Origin of the sequence: Paenibacillus sp. FSL P2-0121, assembly GCF_037975345.1 — a bacterium.
GTDB classification, from domain to species: Bacteria; Bacillota; Bacilli; order Paenibacillales; family Paenibacillaceae; genus Paenibacillus_AQ; species Paenibacillus_AQ odorifer.
On the sequence record NZ_CP150245.1, the window covers coordinates 2,004,805 to 2,026,923 of the forward strand.

Annotated in this window: 22 protein-coding genes; 19 read left to right on the forward strand and 3 right to left on the reverse strand. The window is 44.6% G+C overall.

Features of this window, described 5'->3' with window-relative positions:
• Positions 1-87: 87 nt before the first annotated feature.
• Positions 88-2,178, forward strand: a complete 2,091-nt coding sequence (locus MKY54_RS08740) for a hypothetical protein (protein WP_076305989.1) — start codon at positions 88-90, stop codon at positions 2,176-2,178.
• Between the two features lie 138 nt (positions 2,179-2,316).
• Here MKY54_RS08740 and MKY54_RS08745 read toward each other — a convergent pair whose 3' ends face one another.
• Positions 2,317-2,670: a cupredoxin domain-containing protein gene (locus MKY54_RS08745; RefSeq protein WP_248547677.1), complete on the reverse strand. Its 354-nt coding sequence runs from the start codon at positions 2,668-2,670 to the stop codon at positions 2,317-2,319.
• Positions 2,671-2,985: 315 nt separating this feature from the next.
• On the opposite strand from MKY54_RS08745, the gene MKY54_RS08750 reads away from it, so the two are divergent.
• On the forward strand, positions 2,986-4,053 hold the full coding sequence (locus tag MKY54_RS08750; RefSeq protein ID WP_339190228.1) for a GGDEF domain-containing protein: 1,068 nt from the start codon (positions 2,986-2,988) through the stop codon (positions 4,051-4,053).
• Between the two features lie 70 nt (positions 4,054-4,123).
• Here MKY54_RS08750 and MKY54_RS08755 read toward each other — a convergent pair whose 3' ends face one another.
• The gene (locus tag MKY54_RS08755) at positions 4,124-4,471 is read right to left on the reverse strand and encodes a phage holin family protein (protein ID WP_036683548.1); all 348 of its coding nucleotides are present in this window, start codon (positions 4,469-4,471) and stop codon (positions 4,124-4,126) included.
• A gap of 152 nt (positions 4,472-4,623) precedes the next feature.
• Here MKY54_RS08755 and MKY54_RS08760 point away from each other — a divergent pair, with 152 nt between their 5' ends.
• The 3 genes from MKY54_RS08760 to MKY54_RS08770 all read left to right on the forward strand — a co-directional run bounded on the left by MKY54_RS08760 (position 4,624) and on the right by MKY54_RS08770 (position 8,207).
• Positions 4,624-6,990 carry an endonuclease MutS2 gene (locus MKY54_RS08760; RefSeq protein WP_339190230.1) on the forward strand — a complete coding sequence of 789 codons (2,367 nt, stop codon included), beginning with the start codon at positions 4,624-4,626 and terminating at the stop codon, positions 6,988-6,990.
• 31 nt (positions 6,991-7,021) lie between these two features.
• Entirely contained in the window at positions 7,022-7,441 is a 420-nt protein-coding gene (locus MKY54_RS08765) for a DUF350 domain-containing protein (RefSeq protein WP_036683543.1), read from the forward strand.
• 211 nt (positions 7,442-7,652) lie between these two features.
• The gene (locus MKY54_RS08770) at positions 7,653-8,207 is read left to right on the forward strand and encodes a hypothetical protein (protein WP_339190232.1); all 555 of its coding nucleotides are present in this window, start codon (positions 7,653-7,655) and stop codon (positions 8,205-8,207) included.
• Between the two features lie 440 nt (positions 8,208-8,647).
• On the opposite strand, the gene MKY54_RS08775 is transcribed toward MKY54_RS08770, so the two are convergent.
• Complete coding sequence (locus MKY54_RS08775; RefSeq protein ID WP_339190234.1) at positions 8,648-9,898, reverse strand: FAD-dependent oxidoreductase; 1,251 nt, start codon at positions 9,896-9,898, stop codon at positions 8,648-8,650.
• Positions 9,899-10,074: 176 nt separating this feature from the next.
• Between MKY54_RS08775 and MKY54_RS08780 the strand changes: the two genes are divergently transcribed.
• The 14 genes from MKY54_RS08780 (at position 10,075) to MKY54_RS08845 (ending at position 22,118) form a co-directional block, all read left to right on the forward strand.
• A complete protein-coding gene (locus MKY54_RS08780; protein WP_036683535.1) occupies positions 10,075-10,308 on the forward strand; it encodes a spore coat protein in 234 nt (77 codons plus the stop codon).
• A 30-nt stretch (positions 10,309-10,338) separates the two neighbouring features.
• Positions 10,339-10,722 (forward strand): spore coat protein, encoded by a 384-nt coding sequence (locus MKY54_RS08785; protein ID WP_076126401.1) that lies wholly within the window; start codon positions 10,339-10,341, stop codon positions 10,720-10,722.
• A gap of 259 nt (positions 10,723-10,981) precedes the next feature.
• Entirely contained in the window at positions 10,982-11,482 is a 501-nt protein-coding gene (locus tag MKY54_RS08790; protein WP_036683529.1) for an Lrp/AsnC family transcriptional regulator, read from the forward strand.
• A 13-nt stretch (positions 11,483-11,495) separates the two neighbouring features.
• Positions 11,496-12,716: an aminotransferase class I/II-fold pyridoxal phosphate-dependent enzyme gene (locus MKY54_RS08795; protein WP_036683526.1), complete on the forward strand. Its 1,221-nt coding sequence runs from the start codon at positions 11,496-11,498 to the stop codon at positions 12,714-12,716.
• Positions 12,717-12,966: 250 nt separating this feature from the next.
• A complete protein-coding gene (locus MKY54_RS08800) occupies positions 12,967-13,155 on the forward strand; it encodes an aspartyl-phosphate phosphatase Spo0E family protein (RefSeq protein ID WP_232061510.1) in 189 nt (62 codons plus the stop codon).
• Between the two features lie 171 nt (positions 13,156-13,326).
• Positions 13,327-13,893: a cob(I)yrinic acid a,c-diamide adenosyltransferase gene (locus MKY54_RS08805; protein ID WP_076126402.1), complete on the forward strand. Its 567-nt coding sequence runs from the start codon at positions 13,327-13,329 to the stop codon at positions 13,891-13,893.
• 1 nt (position 13,894) lies between these two features.
• On the forward strand, positions 13,895-14,881 hold the full coding sequence (locus tag MKY54_RS08810; protein WP_076206337.1) for an RluA family pseudouridine synthase: 987 nt from the start codon (positions 13,895-13,897) through the stop codon (positions 14,879-14,881).
• A gap of 193 nt (positions 14,882-15,074) precedes the next feature.
• On the forward strand, positions 15,075-15,440 hold the full coding sequence (locus tag MKY54_RS08815; protein WP_076126405.1) for an arsenate reductase family protein: 366 nt from the start codon (positions 15,075-15,077) through the stop codon (positions 15,438-15,440).
• Between the two features lie 60 nt (positions 15,441-15,500).
• The gene (locus tag MKY54_RS08820; RefSeq protein ID WP_076126491.1) at positions 15,501-16,400 is read left to right on the forward strand and encodes a 5'-3' exonuclease H3TH domain-containing protein; all 900 of its coding nucleotides are present in this window, start codon (positions 15,501-15,503) and stop codon (positions 16,398-16,400) included.
• 294 nt (positions 16,401-16,694) lie between these two features.
• A complete protein-coding gene (locus MKY54_RS08825) occupies positions 16,695-17,984 on the forward strand; it encodes an AAA family ATPase (RefSeq protein WP_339172558.1) in 1,290 nt (429 codons plus the stop codon).
• Positions 17,984-18,865 (forward strand): hypothetical protein, encoded by an 882-nt coding sequence (locus tag MKY54_RS08830; protein WP_076281084.1) that lies wholly within the window; start codon positions 17,984-17,986, stop codon positions 18,863-18,865. The genes MKY54_RS08825 and MKY54_RS08830 overlap by 1 nt, the downstream gene beginning before the upstream one ends.
• Positions 18,844-19,671 carry a hypothetical protein gene (locus tag MKY54_RS08835; RefSeq protein WP_076301354.1) on the forward strand — a complete coding sequence of 276 codons (828 nt, stop codon included), beginning with the start codon at positions 18,844-18,846 and terminating at the stop codon, positions 19,669-19,671. The genes MKY54_RS08830 and MKY54_RS08835 overlap by 22 nt, the downstream gene beginning before the upstream one ends.
• A gap of 13 nt (positions 19,672-19,684) precedes the next feature.
• Complete coding sequence (locus MKY54_RS08840) at positions 19,685-21,157, forward strand: ATPase, T2SS/T4P/T4SS family (protein ID WP_076281082.1); 1,473 nt, start codon at positions 19,685-19,687, stop codon at positions 21,155-21,157.
• A complete protein-coding gene (locus MKY54_RS08845; RefSeq protein WP_076281081.1) occupies positions 21,135-22,118 on the forward strand; it encodes a hypothetical protein in 984 nt (327 codons plus the stop codon). Before MKY54_RS08840 ends, MKY54_RS08845 begins: the two co-directional genes overlap by 23 nt.
• Position 22,119 lies beyond the last annotated feature (1 nt).

A 22,119-nucleotide genomic window follows, 5' to 3' on the forward strand; every position in this document is an offset into this window, starting at 1 on the left:
GATTTTGCCAAATGCTTACCAAAAAAGCTACAATAGAAGAAGTGAAACTAGCTTAGAATCCGCACACATACAAAGGAGGGCACAACTGTGGCTATGGACCGGACACGTGTCGCCGTGGAGATATACGGAACTTCCTATAAACTCGTCGGAAGCAGTACTGAATATATGAAACAAGTGGCCCGTTATGTTGATGAACATATGCGCACGATTTCTAAATCTCACACCAGACTGGACACACCGCGTATAGCGGTGCTTGCAGCTGTACATATGGCGGAGCAGGCTATTCAGGTTCAGGACTTCAAAAATGAACTAAACATGATGACAGGTGAACGCAGTGAACTGCGATTGGAAGTATCTCGCCTGCTGGAGGTACAGCGGGAGCGGCAAGAAGAATTCGAGCGACTTGAAGCTGCGGCCAAAGAAGAGGCTGGGCGACTGATTGCTGCTGCGGAGGAAGAACGTAAGCGGCATTTGGAGATTCAGGAGAATGAACGCAAGGTACATGCGGAACAGCTTCAGGAGGCAGTGCAAGCTGTGGAAGCTGCACGCAAGAAGCTGGAAGAAGAATTGCTTGAGCGCGAGATAGAGCTGCAAGCACTGCGGACAAGCTACGAAGAAGAGCAGGCAGCTAGTCGTGAACACCAGCGGCAGGAACTGGCGAAGGCGGAAGCCATCCGCTTGCAGCAGCTGGAGGAGCAGAAGGCTGCTCATCTGCAAGAGCTGGAGAACATCCGGGAGACGCTGACCAAGGAGAAGACAGACACGCTGTCTGCTCTGCAGCTTGAGCTGACCGAGACCAAGTCAACACTGGAGGAAGAGCTTGAGGTTACCAAGTCTACATTAGGTAAAGAACTCGAAGATACCAGATTGACGCTGGGTAAGGAGCTTGAGGATACCAAGTTGACGTTAGGTAAGGAGCTTGAGAGTACCAAAGCGAAGTTGGGCAAAGAGCTGGCGGAAGAACGTGAAGCACTGCAGCGGGAACAAACCAAGAATAAGGAACTGCGGCAGTCACAAGGCACTCAAGAGCATAGACATAAGCAAAATATTCAAGAGCTGGAGAAACAGCTGGCTGAGCTTCGTGGTGGGACAGGGCAACTTCAGTCCAGATTACGTGCGGCTGAAGCCAGTCTTAAGAGTGAGCGAGATGCAAGACAGACGCTTCTTGGACAATATGAAGCGATTGTTAAACGTGAAGAACAGCTCAGTGAAGAGCTTCACACGGCTACTGAGCTGGGCACACTGTTGAATGAGGAGCTGGAAGAGTTACGCCAGCGTTATCAACAGTCACAGAATGAAGCTACAGAGCTAAGAGCGTCACTACAGGAGACGAGTGAAAATCTGCACCGTGTTCAGGAAGAGCTTGCGGGATCAGCAGCAGAGGCGGCTAACTGGCAGGAGCTTTCGGATAAACGCATGGAAGATATTGGTGAACTGGAAATGAATCTGCTGGAGTCTGAGGAGAAATCCGTGTTGCTCCAGAAAGAGATCGACACGCTACGTGGGCAAGCCGATGGATTAGTACAGCAGCTGGATCAGGAGGTTCAGCTTCGTACAGATGCAGAACGCGAAACAGCGGTACTTCGGGAGCAAGGTGTGCAGGCTCAGAAGGAATTGTCTGCGCTTCGTGTTCGTTATGAGGAACTGATTGCTCAATACGACGATGTACTGCAAGAAGGAGAACGCCTGCAGGAAAGATATCAACTGTTGCAGGAAGAAGGCGAAGAGGCAACACGACGCTTAGAAGAGTTATCTGAAGCTAGTCGTGAAGCTGCTGCTACTGTTGCTGAGCAACAGGAAGTGCTGAAGGAAGCAGAGGCGTACGGAGCTTCCTGGAAGCATAAGTATGAGGAACTATCCGATCAGCAGCTGCAGTGGACGGATCTCGAAGCAAAGCTGCGTGAGGAGATCGACATTTGGCAGCAGGAAGCCGGTGAGGCTGAAATGAAGCAGGAAGCTATTGATCGTGAACGTAGCGAAGTGCTTCAGCAGCTAGGTGAAGTTGGTGAAAGCTATGAAATGGTTCAAGGACAGCTTCGTTTGTTGCAGCTCCAGTTTGAAATGCGTCAGGAAGAGCTTGACAAGCTGACAGATGAGCATCGTAACCTTAAAGAGGAATATGCCAAGCTACAAAATGAATATAATGAATGGATTCAACTGATCGAGCAAGACAGTTGAGTGCCGGATGCAAGTAAAAGAGCTGACCTGATGAGTAGAGAGATCTATTTCGGGTCAGCTCTCTTTATTAATGAGCTCAAACTAAAAAAACAGCCGATCTCAGGGGGAATCCCTAATAATCGGCTGTTTATGTGTAATCTATTCCACGATGATTGTAGCTCTCATTCCGCTATGTCCGGAGCCACACATAATGGAGCAGGTCATTTCGAAAGTTCCAGCTTCCTCGGGTACGATCACCTTTGAGGATTTTTTTTCATTAAGCTGCAGCTCGAACTCTGGAATAAGGATACCGTGATTGCCGTCATCATTTTTAAAAATGATTTTGACGGGAACACCCTTTTTTAGATGATATTCTTCCTTATCAAAGCTGTAATTTGTAGCTGTAATTATGAGTTCTGTTTCTGCCTCGATTTCCGGCTCCGCTGTGTTAGCATTGCCAGCAGCACTATCATTGTTGTTCCCACAGGCTGTAAGTGCTATAACGAACACCATTGAAAGTAGAATTGCAAATTTTTTAATAATCTTAATCCCCTCCAAAGAAGTCCAAGCATAGTGAAAATGTGACAATTATGTAGACATCATAACTTAAAATTTAAGTAAGCGCTTTGATGAAATGTGAAAAATATGTGAACAGGCAGACTGTTCAAACTTTGTCGTAAATTGCAAAAAAATGATGAAAATATAACTAAAATTTATTATAATGAAAGCTATTACATTAACGTATAAAAGTAGGGGATACATATTACAAGTATTAATGATGCGCTAAGTACGGAGGTTTGGCACCGTAGAATCTTACAAGGCTATTGGATGGTAGTCATTCTTTTATTAATCTCACAGTTGCTGTTTTTGTCGAATATTGACCGACTCCAAATAAAAACAACCATGGATACGAATCTATGGCATTTATTTATAGCCTGTAATTTACTAATTGTGTTTCTTATGATTACTGCGGAGCTGTGGCTGCGTTATAGTAAACAGTCCCCTAAATATGGGGTGGTTAGCTGCGGGTTTTTAGTGTCCTACCTTATGTATTTTGTATTAGAGCCTTTTGTTGACGGTGCTCAGATGACACTTATGATGCCGATTATGGTTGCTCTTATTTATTTTGATCGTAAGCTCCTGTACATAATGGGGTTATTTAGTATTGTGTTTTATGCCGGGGTATATTTTGGGTTGGAACGGCCATTCCTACATAAACCGCTGCTTGAATTCTTGATGGTAGAGTGTGTATTTTTGGTATTTGTGCTGATGGCTATTGCAGTAATTATTCGTGCTCGTGAAGCGCGTATTAATTTAGAAAGATTAACCAAGGCGGGCCAAGATCTAATGGTGGAGAGGGCTATTTCGGATAAGCTGCTGAAGATAGACGCACTCACTGGACTCTATAATCATAAAACCTTTCATGAATATTTGGATTCATTATTGGAGCAATGTGAAAGCAACAACCTTCAGTTACAGCTGGCTCTTTTCGATATTGATAACTTCAAGCAAGTGAATGATACCTACGGACACAGGGTTGGAGACCTTGTACTTAAGATGATAGCGGACAAGGTAGGCGGCATGATTGAATTAAATGATTTTGCGGCTAGGTATGGTGGGGAAGAGTTCGCTGTGATTTTTACAGATAAAAGTTTCTCGGAGTCCTATGAAGCAGTAGAGAAATTACGGAAAAATATTGCTCAAATTGAACATTTGCAGGCTGGTAACAAGCCTATCACCGTGAGCATTGGAATTTGTGATTATCAGCTTGGGGATGGAAAAGAGCTTCTCTTTCGTAAAACAGACAAAGCGCTCTATACCGCTAAAAAGCAAGGCAAGAACAGAGTGGTCAACTGTGCGGAGAGTCATAAAGAGGAGATTGTGTCTTTTGCATAAAAACAACACAGAACCCCTTATTGCCGGAGAAGAACCGGAATAGGGGGTTCTGTGTTGTGAAGAGCTTTTGTTACTTAGCGGCCTCAAATGGAGTGGATACCGGCAGAAACAGGTCGATAATCCCAATGACAAGAGCTGCTAAGATGGCACCCAGAATGGATACGCTGACTCCGCTGACTACGAATTGAGCGACCCAGATTACTACCGCACTGACAATAAAGCCGACGATACCACGACCGAAAGGCGTTGCTTTTTTGCCGAAGATTCCTTCGACTACCCAGCCGAGTAGCGCAATCACCAGTGCAAGGATTAAAGCGCTCCAGAACCCACCAACCGTGAACTGTGGAACAATCCAGCCAACAACCATCAGAACAAGCGCTGCGACCACAAAACGACCAACATGACTTAAGAAATTCACTGTACTAACCTCCTTTGGCCCATGCTAAGGATATGTGCAGTTCTTATTGTGACCTTATTACGTGATTCTATGCTTAAAAATAAGACCCAAATAGCGAAATTGACCTGAATTCTGTATAATGGAAACATCTATGAAGGGAGCTGTGACTGTAATTGGACGACAAAATTTTGCATACGCTTGAATATCGCAAGATTTTAAATAAATTAATGCAATATACGCAAACCCCCATGGGAAGATTGGCTGCGGAGCAGCTAAGGCCCTCCGGCGATTTCGAAGGTGTGAAGAAGCTGCTTCAAGCCACGGATGAAGCGGCTAATGTGGATCGCCTGAAGGGCATTCCTTCGTTCGGCGGGGTAAGCGATATTCGAGCTGCACTAAAACGTGCTTCTATCGGCGGAATGCTGGGAACAACTGAGCTGCTGGCCGTTGGAAATACCATTGGCGGCGCACGCAGAGTCAAACGTTTCCTGGCAGCTATGCATGAGGAAGAAAAGATTGAGCTCCTGTTCTCACTGAGCGACGTTTTATCGGAGCAAAAACATGTGGAAGATGCCATCCGTTTATGTATAGACGAGAATGCTGATGTACTTGATACAGCTAGTTCTGAGCTGGCTAACATTCGCCGTGAATTGCGCGGAGGAGAGACCAGAATTCGTGAGAAGCTGGATTCGATGATTCGTTCGTCTTCTGTAGCGAAAATGCTGCAGGATCAGCTGGTGACCATTCGTGGTGATCGGTTTGTTATTCCTGTAAAAGCGGAGTACCGTGCCCATTTCGGTGGTATCGTACATGATCAGTCTGGATCAGGAGCGACTTTATTTATCGAGCCAGAGTCTATTGTGGCGATGAATAATAAACTCCGTGAAACACGGCTGCGTGAGGAACGGGAAATCGAGATCATTTTACACAGGCTGACGGCACTTGTAGCCGACATTGCGGAAGAAATGACCTACGATATTGATATTCTGGGAGAACTGGACTTCATCTTCTCCAAGGCGCGTCTTGCTCGTGATATGAAGGCTACTCAGCCGCGTATGAATGACCGCGGTTATCTTAAGCTGCGCAAAGGGCGGCATCCGCTTATTCCAGCGGAGCATGTGGTTCCTTTGGACGTGGAGCTGGGCAATCAATACAGCTCAATTATCGTAACCGGACCGAATACCGGTGGTAAGACCGTTACCCTCAAAACCATCGGCTTGTTGAGCTTAATGTCGATGTCCGGCTTGTTTATTCCAGCAGAGGAAGGCAGCCAGATGTGTGTGTTTGATGCCATTTATGCTGATATTGGCGATGAACAGAGCATTGAACAAAGTCTGAGTACCTTCTCTAGTCATATGACTAATATTATCTCCATTCTGCGTAGAATGACTCCTAAGAGCCTTATTCTGCTTGATGAGGTGGGGGCTGGAACCGACCCGGCAGAAGGCTCTGCGCTGGCAATTGCCATTCTGGAGCATATTCACCGGATCGAATGCCGTATGGTCGCAACAACACATTATAGCGAACTGAAAGCATACGCTTATGAGCGTAAGGGAGTCATCAATGCCAGTATGGAATTTGATGTCCAGACCCTTAGCCCAACCTATCGCTTGTTGATCGGCGTACCCGGACGAAGCAACGCCTTTGCGATTGCCGAGCGTCTAGGTCTGCCTCATGCGATTCTGGAACATGCCCGCGGCGAAGTGAAGGAAGAAGATCTGCGCGTGGAGCATATGATTGCTTCTCTCGAAGAGAATCGGCTGGGAGCGGAACAGGAGCATGAACGTGCAGAGGGCATCCGCCGCGAAGTGGAGGAGCTGCGCAGCAGACAACAGCAAGAGCTTGAGAAGCTGGAAAGCCAGCGTGAGAAACGCCTCGAGAAGGCTGAGAAGGACGCCAGCGCGATCCTGGACAAAGCGCGTAAGGAAGCTGAGGAAATTATCAGTGATTTGCGCCGCTTGGCTATGGAAGAAGGAGCTTCAGTTAAAGAGCATAAGCTGATTGAAGCGCGGCGACGTCTGGATGAAGCTGAGCCATCACCGCGCAAGAAGGCTGTTACCCGCAAGACTACCAAGGCTCCACGTACAATTGGTCCTGGAGATGAAGTGAAAGTCGACAGCTTGAACCAAAAGGGCTTTGTGGTGGAGCTAAGCGGTACTAAAGAGGCGCTGGTGCAGTTTGGCATTATGAAGATGAAGGTAAGGCTGGATGATTTGGAATTGCTCTCCTCGAAGGCAACAGCTACACCAACGGCCCTTCGCCATGCGACAACCGTCAAGCGTTCCCGTGATGAGAACATTCGCAGTGAACTGGATTTGCGCGGGACTAACCTGGAGGAAGCTATCATGGAGACAGATCGTTTTATCGATGAAGCCTTTTTAGGTAATCTGGGTCAGATCGCCATCATTCATGGTAAAGGAACGGGTGTGCTGCGCACAGGAATTCAGGAATATTTGCGTAAGCACAAGCATGTGAAGAGTTATCGGCTCGGGAATTATAACGAAGGCGGCGCGGGCGTAACTGTGGCTGAGCTGCAATAGCGGGATTTCCCGGCAGAAAGAAGGGGAAAGCGTGCAAGAAGATATTGATCTTTTGCTGGGTCATCCGCTAGGTGCCTTGCTTGGCTACTTTGCAGTGGCGATTCTTGGGCTGGTTGTATTTCTGTCTTTTTTTGAAATGGTAACGAAATATAATTGCTGGGAAGAAATTCGTAAGGGAAACCTGGCAGTGGCAATGGCGACAGGCGGCAAAATCTTCGGAATTTGCAACGTACTGCGTTTCAGTATTGAAGCAGGTGTTTCAATTTACGAGACAATGAAGTGGTCCGTCGTCGGTTTTTTGCTGCTGCTGCTTGCCTATTTTTTATTTGAATTTCTGACCCCTGTATTCTCTATTGACGAGGAGATCGCTGCGGATAACCGTGCTGTTGGACTTATTGCCATGCTGATCTCGGTATCGTTGTCTTATGTAATAGGTGCGGCTATTTTTTAAATTCGTCCTTATAAGGACACCCTGCAAAGGATTATGGATCTGGACAAGCTTTGAATTGAGCAGTCCCACTCTTTGTGGGGTATCTTAGGAGGAAATCATGAAGATTCTCACCCGAGTTCTGTTTCTGTCAGCGATTGCTTTTATAGCAGCCGGTATTATTTATTTAATGATGAATTAAATTTAAAGTGAAAGTATGAAGGAGATTATAAAGATGGAAACAACTGTATGCCCTTGGTGTCATACTGAAATTGTATGGGACGAGGAATTTGGACCTGAGGAGAATTGTCCTCACTGTAACAATGAGCTTAGGGGATACCGTACGGTCACTGTTGGGATTGACGGCATCGAAGAAGAAGTAGAGGAAGTCGTAGAGGAAGTCGTAGAGGAACCCAAACAAGAGGTTGTTAATGACGATGATCTTTGGGGAGAGCCTGATAAAGACAGCGTAGTTCCAATCTATAATACGCTTAATCAATTCGGCGATGATTATGACTTGAACAAGTACGAAGAGAGTGTCTCAGCTATTCTGGCCATTCAGGAGGAAGCTCCGGAATGTACTCAATGCCATGAACTTACGATCCTTGCGGGTAAGCAGCCTGTGAGCAGCTTTGAGCCGTCTGCTCCAGCTACACTAGGTAAGTCGGTATTAACCGCTCCATTCTCACTCAATGTTTACGTATGTCCTTCCTGCTTCCATGTTCAGCACAGTCTGGCACAGGAAGATCGGATTCAGCTCGTACGCAATTTGAGCAACGCTCAGGCGTAAGAATAAGTATATAAAAAAAGGGGCGGTCCCATAAGCTAATAGCTGCTGGGGCGTGCCCCTTCTTTTTTTGGACCTTACTTGACCGTTGACCGTTGTCGGAAGCGTGCGAATATGTAATCACTGTCGGATGCGCATAGTAACTCGCTAACGGACACAACCGGCCTTAATCGCACCATTATCCGATATTTGGAATGCTATCGGACTCCAGTGCAGCTATTGGCCTGAAAAACGCCTATATATGGGCCTCTTTCCAAGGATAGCATCACTGGAGTCCGAAACCTTGCTTTAAAGGCTAAAAACATGTAAATAACGTCAACTGAGTCCGTAAGCTCCATGGGCTGATGGATTTATGATTGAAGCAGGGAAAATAAAAAGCGGGGTTGTCCAAAAAGCAGTGAAGCGGCTGCGAGGGACAGCCCCGTTTTTATTTTCTACAAAAATCAGTTCTGTTTCATCACGTCCAAACTCTTAGAAGGAGAGGGTTTGGCTGATCGGGTGAGTGAGAATAAATCTAACTCAGGCCGATGTTTGCCGGCAATCGTATCCGTTAACAACTCCGCAGCGATCATACTGTACACCGTCCCATTGCCTCCGTAGCCCTCGATGAAGTAACAGTGAGGGAACTTTGGATGTGGGCCGATATATGGAAGTCCATCACGAGTAGAACCGAACACAGCACCCCAGGAGTACTCCAGCTCAATGCCTTTAATTTCTGGAAATAAGGCTTCAAGCTCTTCGAGCAATTTTTGACCTTGAGAAATCACCCGGACCTCACGACGTTCGGGGTCTGTCAGCTGCTCATCCTTACCTCCTGCAATAATCCTGCCTTCAGGGGTTGTCCGAAAATATAAATAAGGGCGGGCTGTCTCCCACAGCAGGCTACGCTCATGCCACTTTGGAAAATCCTTTAGAGGTTTGGTCATCACTGCATACGTGTTGATCAGCTCAGCGCCCCGGTCTTTTTTGAATTCCTGTGTTTCATAACCCATTGCAAAAATAACATCCTTGGCAATAATCCGGCCACTTTCTGTATGGCAAATCACGCCATTCTCAGTAAACTCATAATGTTTCGCTTCGCTCTGTTCAAAGACGCGGACGCCATTCGACGCTGCCTTGGCGATTAGGCTGTGCACCGTTCGATAAGGATTCGCTTCGGCATCCCCACGTGAATAAAGTCCTGCTGGTTTTGAAAAAGAGTACAGAGCTGCAATCTTATCCTCTTCCCAAAATTCAGAATCGAAGCCATTAGCCACGAGATTCTCATATTCTTCCCGCAATGCAGGTACATCCGCAGGAGTGCTGGCATACAAAAGACTGCTGCGAGGAATGATCTGCGGATCGATATCGAGCTTGTCCGGCAGGTCCAGAATGTTCCTTACCCCAGCCTGGCATAACTGATAAAAGAGCAAACCGTTCTTTTGCCCAAAGGTGTTCATACATGAGGTTAATGATTTATCGTTGGAAATCTGCAAAAGTCCAGTGTTAGCATGTGAGCTGCCACTCCCGACCCGTCTTTTTTCGATCAGAACAGCATCCGCTCCACTTAAGGACAAGCGATAGGCGGCCATTGCCCCACCCATTCCGGCGCCTACAACCAGGCAATCACAATGAATAGTATCTTCTAGAGAGGGGTAAGTTGGAGGGTTCTGTAAAGTGCTTGACCAAGGTGTATTTCCACTATTTAAATTCATGAATTGTTCGCTCCTTCATTCGTGCCGTGATTTAGTATTGGCGGCATTTTATCGTCTCATTCGCGGTATGTTCTTATTTCTGTCATAACTCTCTAGTACCTTTCGGCAAATAAATCGTGGGCATAGGCGGCATACTAAAGCCTGTATGAATCAACTACAAGGAGGGACTACAACAAATGCAATCAACGCAAATGCAAGCGCTAAGTGGTAAGGAATTGGAATATATCGCTGACTCCATCTCTAATGAGGACTTGCTTCTCAAGCAATGTGCAGCAACGGCTGCGACAACACAGAATCAACAAGTTCGCCAAATTTGTATGCAGCATATGCAAAATCACACCAAACACATGACTGAGCTCACTCAGTTAATCCAACAACATCAACAATACGCGCCAACAAGCCCACAATAATTGCAATATTAATTCTAAGGAGGTTATTTAATGAACGCGCAAAATACTGGGGCATTTATGCCGGATGAGGATTTACTAAACACCATTTTGTGTGATTTGAAGCGGACCGTACGCGAATATGCTACAGCTGCTACAGAATCAGCATGTCCAGCCGTTCGTAGGGTTTTTAACACTATGACCATGGACACTTTGCAACTCCAAGGTGATTTATACACGCATATGTCTCAACTGAATATGTATCCTGCACCTGCAAAAGCATTGCGCCAAGATGTGGACAAGCAGCTTCAAACCGCACAGCAAATGCAACAGCAAACCGGGCAATTTGTTCAACAAAAAACCGGGCAATTTGGCGCATACGCTCAGAATGCTCATATCCCGGCTAACGGACAACATCAGCCTTCTCATTTAATGTAACCATGATGGTTGGCGAATGAAGCAAATCGCTTCATGAGTGTGGAGATAACGCCCGTTTTTACTGGTTAAATCCGGTAGAACGGGCGTTTTTTCTATTTTTTTATGTATGTGCTATGTAAACTCTGCCTTTCATGGAAGCTCCTATGGGGTTATTTTGTTTGCAGAGATGCACATTTCATGTCATATTAGTATTAAACTCTTTTCGCGGGGCGACGCATTAATAGCGTACCGTCATTGGCGAACTATCCGGAGGGAAGGCATGAAGGAAATGAACGAGCTTAAGAGGAAAGTGCTGGAACTGCTTAAGGAAGACGCGAGAAGATCTACTGCACTCTTAGCAACGCTGCTTGGCGCGGAAGAAGAAGATGTGAAGACTGCGATTGAGCAGTTGGAGAAAGATCATGTCATTGTAAAATATGCCGCCGTTGTAAACTGGGATAAAGTGGACGATGAGAAGGTAACCGCACTGATTGAGGTGCAGATTACGCCTGAACGAGGGCGTGGTTTTGAAGGGATTGCCGAGCGAATCTACCTGTATCCACAGGTCAAATCAGTTTATCTGATGTCTGGTGCTTATGATCTTCTGGTGGAAGTGGAAGGCCGGAATTTACGTGAAGTGGCCAATTTTGTATCTGAGAAGCTGTCTCCAATTGATTCAGTACTTTCAACCAAAACGAATTTTACCCTTAAAAAATACAAACAGGACGGGATCATCTTCGAAGAGCATGAGGAAGACAACCGTCTGATGATCTCTCCATAAAGGAAGTAATCATATGATCACGAATAAATCGCAGCTAACTGGAGAAGACAGCAAATCAATGGATTCTTATTTGGCCCCGTTGGTACAGCAAATTCAACCTTCGGGTATCCGCAAGTTTTTTGATCTGGCTGCAGGCAGTAAGGATATCATCTCTTTGGGAGTTGGAGAGCCTGACTTCAAGACCCCCTGGCATGTCAGAGAGGCTTGTGTCTATTCGCTGGAAAGAGGATTTACAGGGTATACATCCAATGCAGGAATGCCTGAACTGCGGGAAGGGATCGCGAATTACTTGCACAGCCGTTTTGCTGTGGAATATGATCCTGCCAATCAAATTATAGCAACCGTTGGCGGAAGCGAGGCCATCGATTTGGCATTACGTGCGCTGATTTCACCGGGGGATGAAATTCTGATTCCTGAGCCTTGTTATATCTCTTATTCGCCGATCACCGCGATTGGTGGAGGAATACCTGTAGGTATTGAAACGGTTGGTGAGAATAACTTTAAACTTACTGCGGAAAGCTTGGAAGCCAAAATCACTCCGCGCTCCAAGGTTCTGATTTTGTGTTACCCTAGTAACCCTACGGGAAGTGTAATGACCCGAGAAGATTGGGAGCCGATTGCTAAGGTAGTAGAGAAACATGATCTTATAGTGATTTCAGATGAGATTTATGCAGAATTGTCTTATGGCATTAATCACGTCAGCTTTGCCTCTTTACCAGGCATGATAGACCGTACGATTCTGGTTAGCGGCTTCTCCAAAGCTTTTGCAATGACCGGATGGCGGATGGGGTATGCTTGTGGTCACCCGGATCTTATCGCTGCAATGCTTAAGATTCATCAGTATACTGTGATGTGTGCTCCTTCTATGGGACAGGTGGCTGCACTTGAAGCGCTGACCAATGGGATGGAAGAGAAGGACCGGATGGTGGATTCCTATAACCAACGGCGGAGGTTGATCGTCAAGGGCCTACGCGATGCAGGGCTGGAGTGCCATGAGCCGCAGGGCGCCTTCTACGCTTTTCCAAGCGTGCGCAAGACAGGGCTGACTTCTGATCAGTTTGCTCAGCGGCTTTTGCTTGAATACAAGGTTGCAGCTGTGCCTGGAAGTGTCTTTGGATTAGGTGGAGAAGGCTACTTGCGCTGTTCTTACGCCACTTCAGTATCCCAACTGAACGAAGCGGTAGAACGCATTGGTGCTTTTGTCACAAAGCTTACACGTGAGAGAACGGATTAGTGAAAATTGAACTATAGCCGATCATACAATCCTATGGTATTATTTTACTTTGAGAGTAATTAGCCCCTATAATAGAACTTACAAGGATCCATTTACTCTGGAACTAAGCGTTGCTTTGAAGTTGCTTTATTTAACTTTTATGCTCTTTTGCAGCACGCGCTCAATAATACTTTTGGGAGGGATGATTGTGCTTAGCGCCGATTATTACTTACCTTCCTATGGTGGGAAATGTTTCTCTGGAAATGGGAAAATACCCCCCAAGGGTGATGCTTCTGCTCGCATACTCTCTCTGGAAGATGAAATTAGAATACTCCGCAGCAAGATGGAGCAGCTTTTCCTGCAGGAAAAATCATTCACTTCGGATAATGTGATTGAAATTAGCAGTTTATTGGACCTCAAAATAAATGAGTACATGAAGGGGCGTCCAGCTGGAAAATAGTGCTGCTGAATGCTCTTGAGAGGACCCTAGGGTCCTCTTTTTGTTGTTCACTCTTACTAATGATGGTGTTTTTGTGTATACTCTTAATTTGCTATCTTTATTGCCTTCCTTATAGCAGAAAGCTTAAACTATCAGTATATGTTTTTTAAGAATGGATAGGAGGCTTAAACCATGGCGATTTATACACGTACGGGTGATGCAGGTCAGACCTCAGTGATTGGCGGCCGGGTCGGCAAGGATGATGTCCGCGTCGAGGCCTACGGAACGATCGATGAGCTGAATTGTTTTGTAGGGCAAGCACGAAGCCTGATGGAAAGTGATAATTTCGACGATGTCCGCGAGCAATTGCTCGAAATACAGCATGAGCTGTTTGATTGCGGCACGGATTTAGCATTTGTTAGACTTGCTGATGGTGGTCAATATATGGTGACAAGTGAGATGGCTCAGCGGCTGGAAGGCTGGATAGATACTCTACAAGAGGAGAATCCGCCACTTGAGAAATTTATCCTGCCAGGAGGTAGTCAGCTGGCTTCGGTTCTACATGTATGCCGCACGGTTTGCCGTCGTGCAGAACGCCGGGCGGTTACCTTAGGGCGAACTGCGGACATTAACCCAGAAGCGGTGATTTATCTCAATCGGTTGTCGGATTATTTTTTCGCTTTGGCTAGAACGGCTAATACACGGTCAGGGATTACTGATGTAGAATACATCCGCAGTAAAAAGGTGTTCCGAGACTAATATGACAAGCTATTATTCACCCATTACTTATATCATACCGCCTGAAGAGGATGACTTCCTGCTGAAGACCATCCTGCACAAACGGATGGATGTCTCACGCAAGCTGCTCTCTCGCCTGAAGCAGACGGAGCAAGGCATTACATTAAACGGTGAACGTGTATACATTAGTGTGCATGTAAAGGCAGGAGATACCGTGCAGATTCGCATGGAAACGGAGACTTCGGATGATATTTTGCCGCAGCCGATTCCATTTGAGATTTTATTTGAAGATGAACATCTGCTAGTGGTTAACAAGGCAGCGGGAATTATAGTTCATCCCACCCATGGACATTACACCGACACGCTTGCCAATGGCGTGGTTTATTATTGGGCACAGAAGAATGAACGCTTCCGTTTCCGGCCTGTTCATCGTCTGGATCAGGAGACCTCCGGTGTGTTAGTGATCGCCAAAAATCCTTACAGCCATCAGCATATTTCCGAGCAGATGATCGCCGGTACTGTGGATAAGCGTTACGCTGCATTTGTTCACGGGGTTCCTGCGGAGTTATCCGGCGATATCGACGGCCCTATCGATCGTGATCCTGAGGAGCCACATCGGCGTATCGTGACACCGGATGGATATCCTTCCCTAACCCGATATGAGGTTAAGCAGGTGTATTCAGCTGGCTCTAGAGTTGAACTAAAGCTGGAGAGTGGGCGTACGCATCAAATTCGGGTCCATATGACCTCAATCGGCTGTCCGCTGATTGGGGACAGCATGTACCGTCATGAGCTGTACAATCTACCAGAATTGACTTCAACTCAAAGCGAGCAATTAGAGACCGTTGCAGCACTCGATGCTTCCATACCGCGTCAGGCACTGCACGCAGTCCGTCTGACGTTCAAGCACCCGGTGCTTCTGCAAGAAATGATTTTCGAGGCCCCGTTGCCACCTGATATGGCAGACTTGGAGAAAATATTGGAGCAAGGTCCGACAGCGGATTTGTGATAAAATTATAATTCAGGCGATGGAGTGGCGAAGGGGAAGCTTGGAACTGTAGGAGCGATAGCGACCGCCCTTGTCTGCGGATTTCAACCTCGTTTAACGGTGAAATTGAAGAAATCTGTAGACAACAGCGGCCAGAAATCCAAACATTCCCCGTAGTTACGATATTATTAGCCGATTATTAAAGGAGCACAGCATGAGCAAATTAAAAGTATATCAATATCCCAAATGCAGCACCTGCCGCAGCGCAGTGAAATGGTTGCAGGGACAAGGTCATGAGCTGGAGCTTCAGCACATCGCAGAGCAGCCACCTACGGTGGACGAGCTGCGTGAGCTGCTCGCGAACAGCGGCCTTGAGCTGAAGAAGTTTTTTAATACAAGCGGTGAAGTATATAAATCATTAGGTCTGAAGGACAAGCTGCCCCAGCTTACGGAACAGGAGAAGTTAGAACTGCTCTCAAGCCACGGGATGTTGATCAAACGTCCGATTGTCACCGATGGAGTTAAAGTTACGGTGGGATTCAAAGAAGACCAATATGCCGATACTTGGGCTAATGTTTAATATCAATACAACGATCAAGGGAGAGGTTTATAAGTGAGAACAGATACAACGGGCCGGGTAATGCTTGTAGATGGAATGGCTCTGCTGTTCCGGGCCTTTTATGCGACCTCTTATGGAGGATATATTCGCAAGACAAAAGAAGGTTTACCGACGAATGCGGTATATGGATTTTTGCAGTATTTTTTTGATGCAGTAAGTACGTTTGAGCCTTCTCATGTCGTATGCTGCTGGGATATGGGTAAAGGAACGTTCCGTACCGAGAAATATGATGGATACAAATCCAACCGGATCGAAGCTCCGCTGGAATTAATTCCGCAATTTGATCTAGTAAAAGAAGTAGTGGCTGAGCTAGGTGTGCCAAACATCGGTCTTGCCGGCTATGAAGCAGATGATTGCATTGGAACGCTAGCATCCTGTTACAGCGATAATTCTGAGGTTTACATTCTGACGGGTGACCATGATATGCTGCAGCTTATTGATGAGAATGTTAAGGTCGTCATTATGAAAAAAGGACGCTCCAACTATAAAGTTTATGACCTTGCAGAATTGCTTGAGGATAAAGGTCTAACCCCTAGACAGGTTATTGACCTGAAGGGCTTTATGGGCGATACAAGTGATAATTACCCTGGTGTAAAAGGGATTGGTGAGAAAACCGCGCTGAAGCTGTTAACGGAATACGGTACAGTTGAAGGTGTAATTGAGAATCTTCACTTGCTCCCTAAAGGTGTACGGTCCAAAATTGAAGCCGACCTTGATATGCTGCATCTATCAAGAGAGCTGGCTGAAATCCGTTGTGATGTGCCTGTGGTCTGTGAACTGGCGGAAGCTTTATGGCAATTACAACGGGAAACAGCCGCGCGTAAATTTCAAGAACTGGAATTTGGCAGCCTGATGCATTTGATCGCTGAGGTGCAGGACGAACGGGGAATTGTACAGATTGAGTTAGGTGATCTGGGTTAAGGAGAGTGGTTCTCTTCTGATGAAAAGGTGAATAAACATAATGGCAGGTCAAGGTTACTTTCCTTGATCTGCTTTTTTTGTTGTCGAATTCATGTGGAAATTTATCAATATATGTCTTTTTTTGACTTAATTACAAATTAAGGTTTCTAATCATGGATATTGGTTTAATGAAATTTCAAAGGAAATACATAGGGATTATTTTCCATAGTAGGTGATGATGAGATGAAGATACTTTTGGTCACGCACAAGTTCCAGAAGATAGTAGGTAATTATTGCAGGCGGACCATAGACGTAGTGAACGAGTCTGAATTAGTCCTTGGAGGTATTTTGGAGTTTTTGCAAAACATCAATCCTTCTATAGACAGCATATTAATAACAGATGATGGATTATCTCTGAGGATGGAACAGAACAGGAGTGATTTAAATAACCTAATCAATTGGCTCTTATATAATCAAAAGTCAAATGTAAAGATTTTAATCCTCACCAGGCACATAAGGAAAGATAAAGAATGGGAGAATCTCAGCTATAGATATCCGAATCTCCAAATTAAGAATTACGAATACATACGCATTACACCAGTATTATTTCAGGAAGCTCTTGAGCATTTATCCGATACCAAACCTCAATTGAAACAACATTCCAGACTTCACGACGATAAGAGCAATCAAAAGAGTATAGACAGAAAAGGGTCGTTTCTGGATCGCTTTAAACCGAAACTGAAAGCCCCAACTGAATTACAGGCTACAGATACCCTTACTAGGGAGCTTGATAAGATTAGCCGAGGGATTAGTCGTATTGTAGCGATAACCGGCCATAGTGGATGCGGAATTACTAGCACAACTATCAATGTTGCAAGTGAAGCGAGTAAACGGGGTCTGAATGTAATAATCGTGGATATGGACATCGAATATCGAAGTACGAATATGTATTTTAGCAGCTTTCATGAACGAACCAAGCGGGATGAAGATATAAATGCATCTCTCATCCGAACGTTAGCAAGACCTCAGGATTGTTTGACTACGGCTTTTCATTTGAAAGAAAATCTATGGCTGGCTGGACTGGGTTACAGCTTTTCCGACCCCAAGTTAATCGAGCAATTTTACACCAGCTCTAAACTTGTCGGTCTGTTGTCCTTACTCCGAAACAAATTTAATTTGATCCTATTGGATCTACCACTGAACTTATTAGACAGATTTCGAGAAGCATTAATCCATATCGACAGCTTTGGCCTCTGTATTCCCAATAATCTATATGCTGTTTTAAGCACTCTGAGGAATGTGGAAGAGACACTGAATAAGGAAAATACGGCCTATTTGAATGCTAAATCAAAAGTAATTGTCACCAAATATAATGACCGTTCCAGATTTCAAGGTGAAATTTTCGTACCAGATAAGGTAAGTGCAATTGCTACATCCGGTCTTTTAGAAAGCTTTACATACGGAATGAAAGTGGCAGGTCATGTCTCTTATGACACGGACTTTGATACTCAGATTGAAACCGATGTGCCGCTTGTATATTCAAACAAAGACCATGAGCGGGCATATGGAAATATACTTCTTAGATTACTGGAGGGGAGTAGTTAATGGATTTAAGCGGGCTTAAAAACGCGACACCCAATAAGCAAATGTTCAAGCGGATTGCAGCATTGCTCTTTAGTCTATTGATCATCGTGGTTTCATATATGTTCATTACGAAAGCCAGCAAAGATGCCAGCGATGTGGTAGAGGTGTTGCGGGTGAAGCAGAGTGATGGTATTCCGGCTTACGTAGTCATTACGGAACCTATGATTGAGAAATACAATATTATCAAAAAAGAATACACGGAGGACATGGTGTTGTCTGAAGATATAGATTCGGTGAAGGATAAACTGTCCGCATATTATCTTCGAGAAAACAGCGTGCTCTACAAAGATCAGTTACTGGATGAAAAACCGCAAAAAAATGAATGGCTGTATCAAGTGAATGAGGAAAATGAGGTCTTGACGCTTCCTTATAATTTTCTGGAGGTTGGTGGAGATATTCTAATGCCAGGAGACCGTGTTCGTATCCGTGTGTCCTATGAGGTAGAGGAGAAGGATACCGCGGGTGGCAATCCAAACGCTATTTATTCCGAGTCCACCAATACGATCAAAAAAACTGAAGTATTGTTTGAAAGCATTGTTGTGAAGGATATGCTCAACGCAAGTAGTCATTCCATCTACGAAGTATATAAAGAAGTGCAGAAACTGGATGAGGATAAGAAACAAAATGTTATGAAGAGTAAGGATTTCTTAAAGAACATTCAACCTAAAGCATTACTTCTCGAGGGGACGAGTGCACAAATTAACAACTATGCCAAATACAAAGGACTTAATGGAAATTCATTTCTGATTACCATACTGAGCAGAAAAAGTAGTGATGTCATCATTGACCAATTGCCCACTTTGGAGAAAGAGGTGGAATCGTGGATCGGAAAAGAGGATTAGGAATCGACAGCATTTTTCAGAAAATATCATCTAAGGATCTCGTCGGTGCCGAACTTCAAGAGAATAATCTGATTTATAGTGTAGTAGGTTTTATACCTGCTTGTGATGGTGTAGATAATGCCATGCTCATAAGCAACTTAGGATATTTGTTATCTCAAAAGGGTCTAAATACTTGTGTGGTTGACCTTAAGGTGTTTTATCCAAACTTATATCAATTTCTAGATGTCCCTGCACATAAGAAGGGGCAAGGATTAATTAAGGTGTTGAAAAGCGACAAGGTAGATTTCCGAGATGAATTACAGCGGACCAAATACGAGAAGCTGTTCCTGTTATCAGCTAGTCCACAGGATCTAATGGAGGAGTATTTTGATTTTGAGTTTGGAAATTTAGAGCGTGTAATTACTACACTTAAGCAGATGTTTGATATCGTGCTGATCGACATTCCCAACAACCCTCCATTGGAATTTTGTCTGGGTGCCATGAAGTATTGTCACATAGGATTCTTTACGGCAACAGAGAGGATGGAAGCTACAATAAATATGGTGAAGCTGCTGGACTATGCTAAATCGGTGGGGATAAGTACGGCTAAGTTCACCAGTGTGGTGATGATGAATATTCAGCATGTTGAATTTGATTATAAGGTTATGAAGGATATGGGTTTTAACATAGTTTCTGTACTGCCACTTGTGAAGGATGCCGTAGTTCGTGCACATGAGGGCAGGCTGTACATAAAAGATAACCCCCTAATCAATAAATATTTCAAAAAAGAGATCCAAAAACTGGCCGATCGGTTGGCGGATCAGTAAAGGGGAGAGCGATTTGCTGACACGTGCGAAAATTAGCGATATGCAGCAAAAAGTACTGCATCAGGTAGGGCCGAAGGAGAACATGGAGGATCTGGCTAGTAAATATACGACCATAAGCTTTGATGAGGCTTTGGAGTTATGCCAAAAATATATTACGAAAATAACGACACATGCCTATAGGCGAGAAAGCGACCCTGCTCGAAAACGTGAAATGACGAAGGCATACATAAATGAATTTGTAGATGCACAGAAACCTTCTGTCGAGGGATTTTATGACCTAGCAGAATTGAAAAACGCACTCACCAATGAAATCACTCACTATGGTCCTATTACCAAGGCTATGGAGGACCCTAGTATAGATGAAATCAGAGCCAACGGACCTGATCAAATCTTTGTGGAAAGCGGCGGAAGAAGCCTGCAGTGGGATCAACATTTTACAGATCGTGATCATATGGAACGGATTATCGCCAAGCTTATAGGTATCTCCAAGGTTCGGCTGATTCCAAAGATACCCATGGTAAATGCCAGAACGATTGAGGGGTATCGTGTGAATGCCACTCATGCTGAGATCTCACCGTATGACCAACCAGCGTTTGTGATCCGAAAGTTCAGCAAGAAGAGTATTGTTCCGAAAATGCTTATTGAGAATAAATCCTTCTCCTCAAACATGTATAAATTATTGTCTTTGATCCCGAAATCAGACTTATCCTGGATTACAGTGGGACCGACAGGAAGCGGAAAGACAACGCTAAATGAAATTCTTGTGAAGGAGATCAATCCTCTATCAAGGATCATTACCATTGAAAATCCTTCGGAGATGAGATTGATTCAAAGAGAAGATAACAGCGAACACGGTAGAGTGCTGAATGATGTGTTGCAATACGAGTCGGTCCCTGATGATGATGACTCAAGCCCAGCGACTATGGAAAATTTGCTTATTAATGCGATGAGACAATCACCTCACTGGATTGGACCAGGGGAGCTTCGAACACCCGGTGAATTCGCCACAGCGCTCCGAGCAGCACAGACGGGACACTATTTCTTTTCCACACTTCATGCAGAGGGGGATAAGGAAGCGATCTTCAGATTTCTAACGGCCTATCTAATGGCCTCTAATGAGCCAGCGGAACTTGCTCTACGAAATATCTGCAGTGCTGTAAAATTTGTAATCTTTCAAGAGAAACTGGCAGATGGTACGCGTAAAGTGACTTCAATTTCAGAGATTTTGGGCTCAGATGGCTTGAATCCACTGATTAATCAAATCTATAGATTTGATTGTGATGATGTTATTGAAGAGATGATTGAAGGCAAGAAGATGATCAAAATTGTTGGCAGACATTTACGTGTAGGAAAGATCTCGGAGAATATACAGCAGCTAATGCTCAAGGCCGGAATTAAGAGAAGCAGGTTTGAGTTCTTTACCAAGGATCCGTTGGAGGGCGAAACAGAGGTGTACGAATTCGATGAATACAACTTTAATCATTAGTCTACTTCTTGGTACGGCTGCATTTGTACTATTTAACGCCATCTTTGAGGTCAAGTTTTTTCAGGGGTCTGTAAGATATGTTCTCGACGTTATGGATACCCTCGCAGAGTACCTTGGCAAGTATAACACAAAGCGTTATGTCGACCGGATCAAGAAGGAACGAATTGTCAGGCAGAAGGAAAATATTTATGCGAAATACAATCGAATGGTAGAGGGTCTAATTTTAGATTTTAATATGCCTTTTACACTGGAGAGCTTCACCTCAATGCTTTGCATTTGTTTTGCTATTATAGCTCTGCTAGTGGTTCTGCTTATGAATAGCATTACGCTTTCGCTTGTGATCACGATTTCAATCTTTGTAGGCTTGTTTACTTTTTTCGTGATGCAGTCTAGAGCCATCCAAGCAGAACGGCTGGAAAATATAATGGATGCCGAAGATGTAATTTGTCCGTTAGCCCGTGAAGGTGTACTAGTAGCCATTAAAAAGGTGATGGAGAGCGATGAATATATCAGTCCTAACCTTAGGCCCTATTTCCAGCAGTTTATAGATAATTGTGATAACAACGGCTATTCCTTTAAGCAAGCTATTACGCTGTTAAATAGACAGCTTGGTCCTAAATTTGATAATTTCACAAAAAAAGCAGTGGTTTTCGAATATAACGAAAGAAAAGGTATGGCAGACATTTTCCTCGATATTGTAGATGAAAATGCCGTGCTGCGCGAGATTAACTCTAAAAAGGAACGGATTTTTAGAAAGATGAATCGAGATTTTATGTTTAAAACCGGAATCATTGTGCTTTTTTTCTTGTACGCATTAACTGTAAAGGATTTTAGAGAATTTATGCTTGTAAGTAATGTTGGGAAATTGATCAACACGATATTGATTAGTGTCATTTGTTTAAGCTTTGCACGCAGCCAGGTACTCCAAGGGAACGTCGGCATGGGTGGTGAGCGCAAATGAT

Excerpts from the sequence above, each read along its gene's own strand:
- MKY54_RS08745 (WP_248547677.1), bottom strand. The coding sequence starts at position 2,670 with ATGGTGTTCGTTATAGCACTTACAGCCTGTGGGAACAACAATGATAGT.
- MKY54_RS08750 (WP_339190228.1), top strand. The coding sequence starts at position 2,986 with ATGGTAGTCATTCTTTTATTAATCTCACAGTTGCTGTTTTTGTCGAAT.
- MKY54_RS08770 (WP_339190232.1), top strand. The coding sequence starts at position 7,653 with ATGGAAACAACTGTATGCCCTTGGTGTCATACTGAAATTGTATGGGAC.
- MKY54_RS08775 (WP_339190234.1), bottom strand. The coding sequence starts at position 9,898 with ATGAATTTAAATAGTGGAAATACACCTTGGTCAAGCACTTTACAGAAC.
- MKY54_RS08780 (WP_036683535.1), top strand. The coding sequence starts at position 10,075 with ATGCAATCAACGCAAATGCAAGCGCTAAGTGGTAAGGAATTGGAATAT.
- MKY54_RS08785 (WP_076126401.1), top strand. The coding sequence starts at position 10,339 with ATGAACGCGCAAAATACTGGGGCATTTATGCCGGATGAGGATTTACTA.
- MKY54_RS08790 (WP_036683529.1), top strand. The coding sequence starts at position 10,982 with ATGAAGGAAATGAACGAGCTTAAGAGGAAAGTGCTGGAACTGCTTAAG.
- MKY54_RS08795 (WP_036683526.1), top strand. The coding sequence starts at position 11,496 with ATGATCACGAATAAATCGCAGCTAACTGGAGAAGACAGCAAATCAATG.
- MKY54_RS08805 (WP_076126402.1), top strand. The coding sequence starts at position 13,327 with ATGGCGATTTATACACGTACGGGTGATGCAGGTCAGACCTCAGTGATT.
- MKY54_RS08810 (WP_076206337.1), top strand. The coding sequence starts at position 13,895 with ATGACAAGCTATTATTCACCCATTACTTATATCATACCGCCTGAAGAG.
- MKY54_RS08815 (WP_076126405.1), top strand. The coding sequence starts at position 15,075 with ATGAGCAAATTAAAAGTATATCAATATCCCAAATGCAGCACCTGCCGC.
- MKY54_RS08820 (WP_076126491.1), top strand. The coding sequence starts at position 15,501 with ATGCTTGTAGATGGAATGGCTCTGCTGTTCCGGGCCTTTTATGCGACC.
- MKY54_RS08830 (WP_076281084.1), top strand. The coding sequence starts at position 17,984 with ATGGATTTAAGCGGGCTTAAAAACGCGACACCCAATAAGCAAATGTTC.
- MKY54_RS08845 (WP_076281081.1), top strand. The coding sequence starts at position 21,135 with ATGAATACAACTTTAATCATTAGTCTACTTCTTGGTACGGCTGCATTT.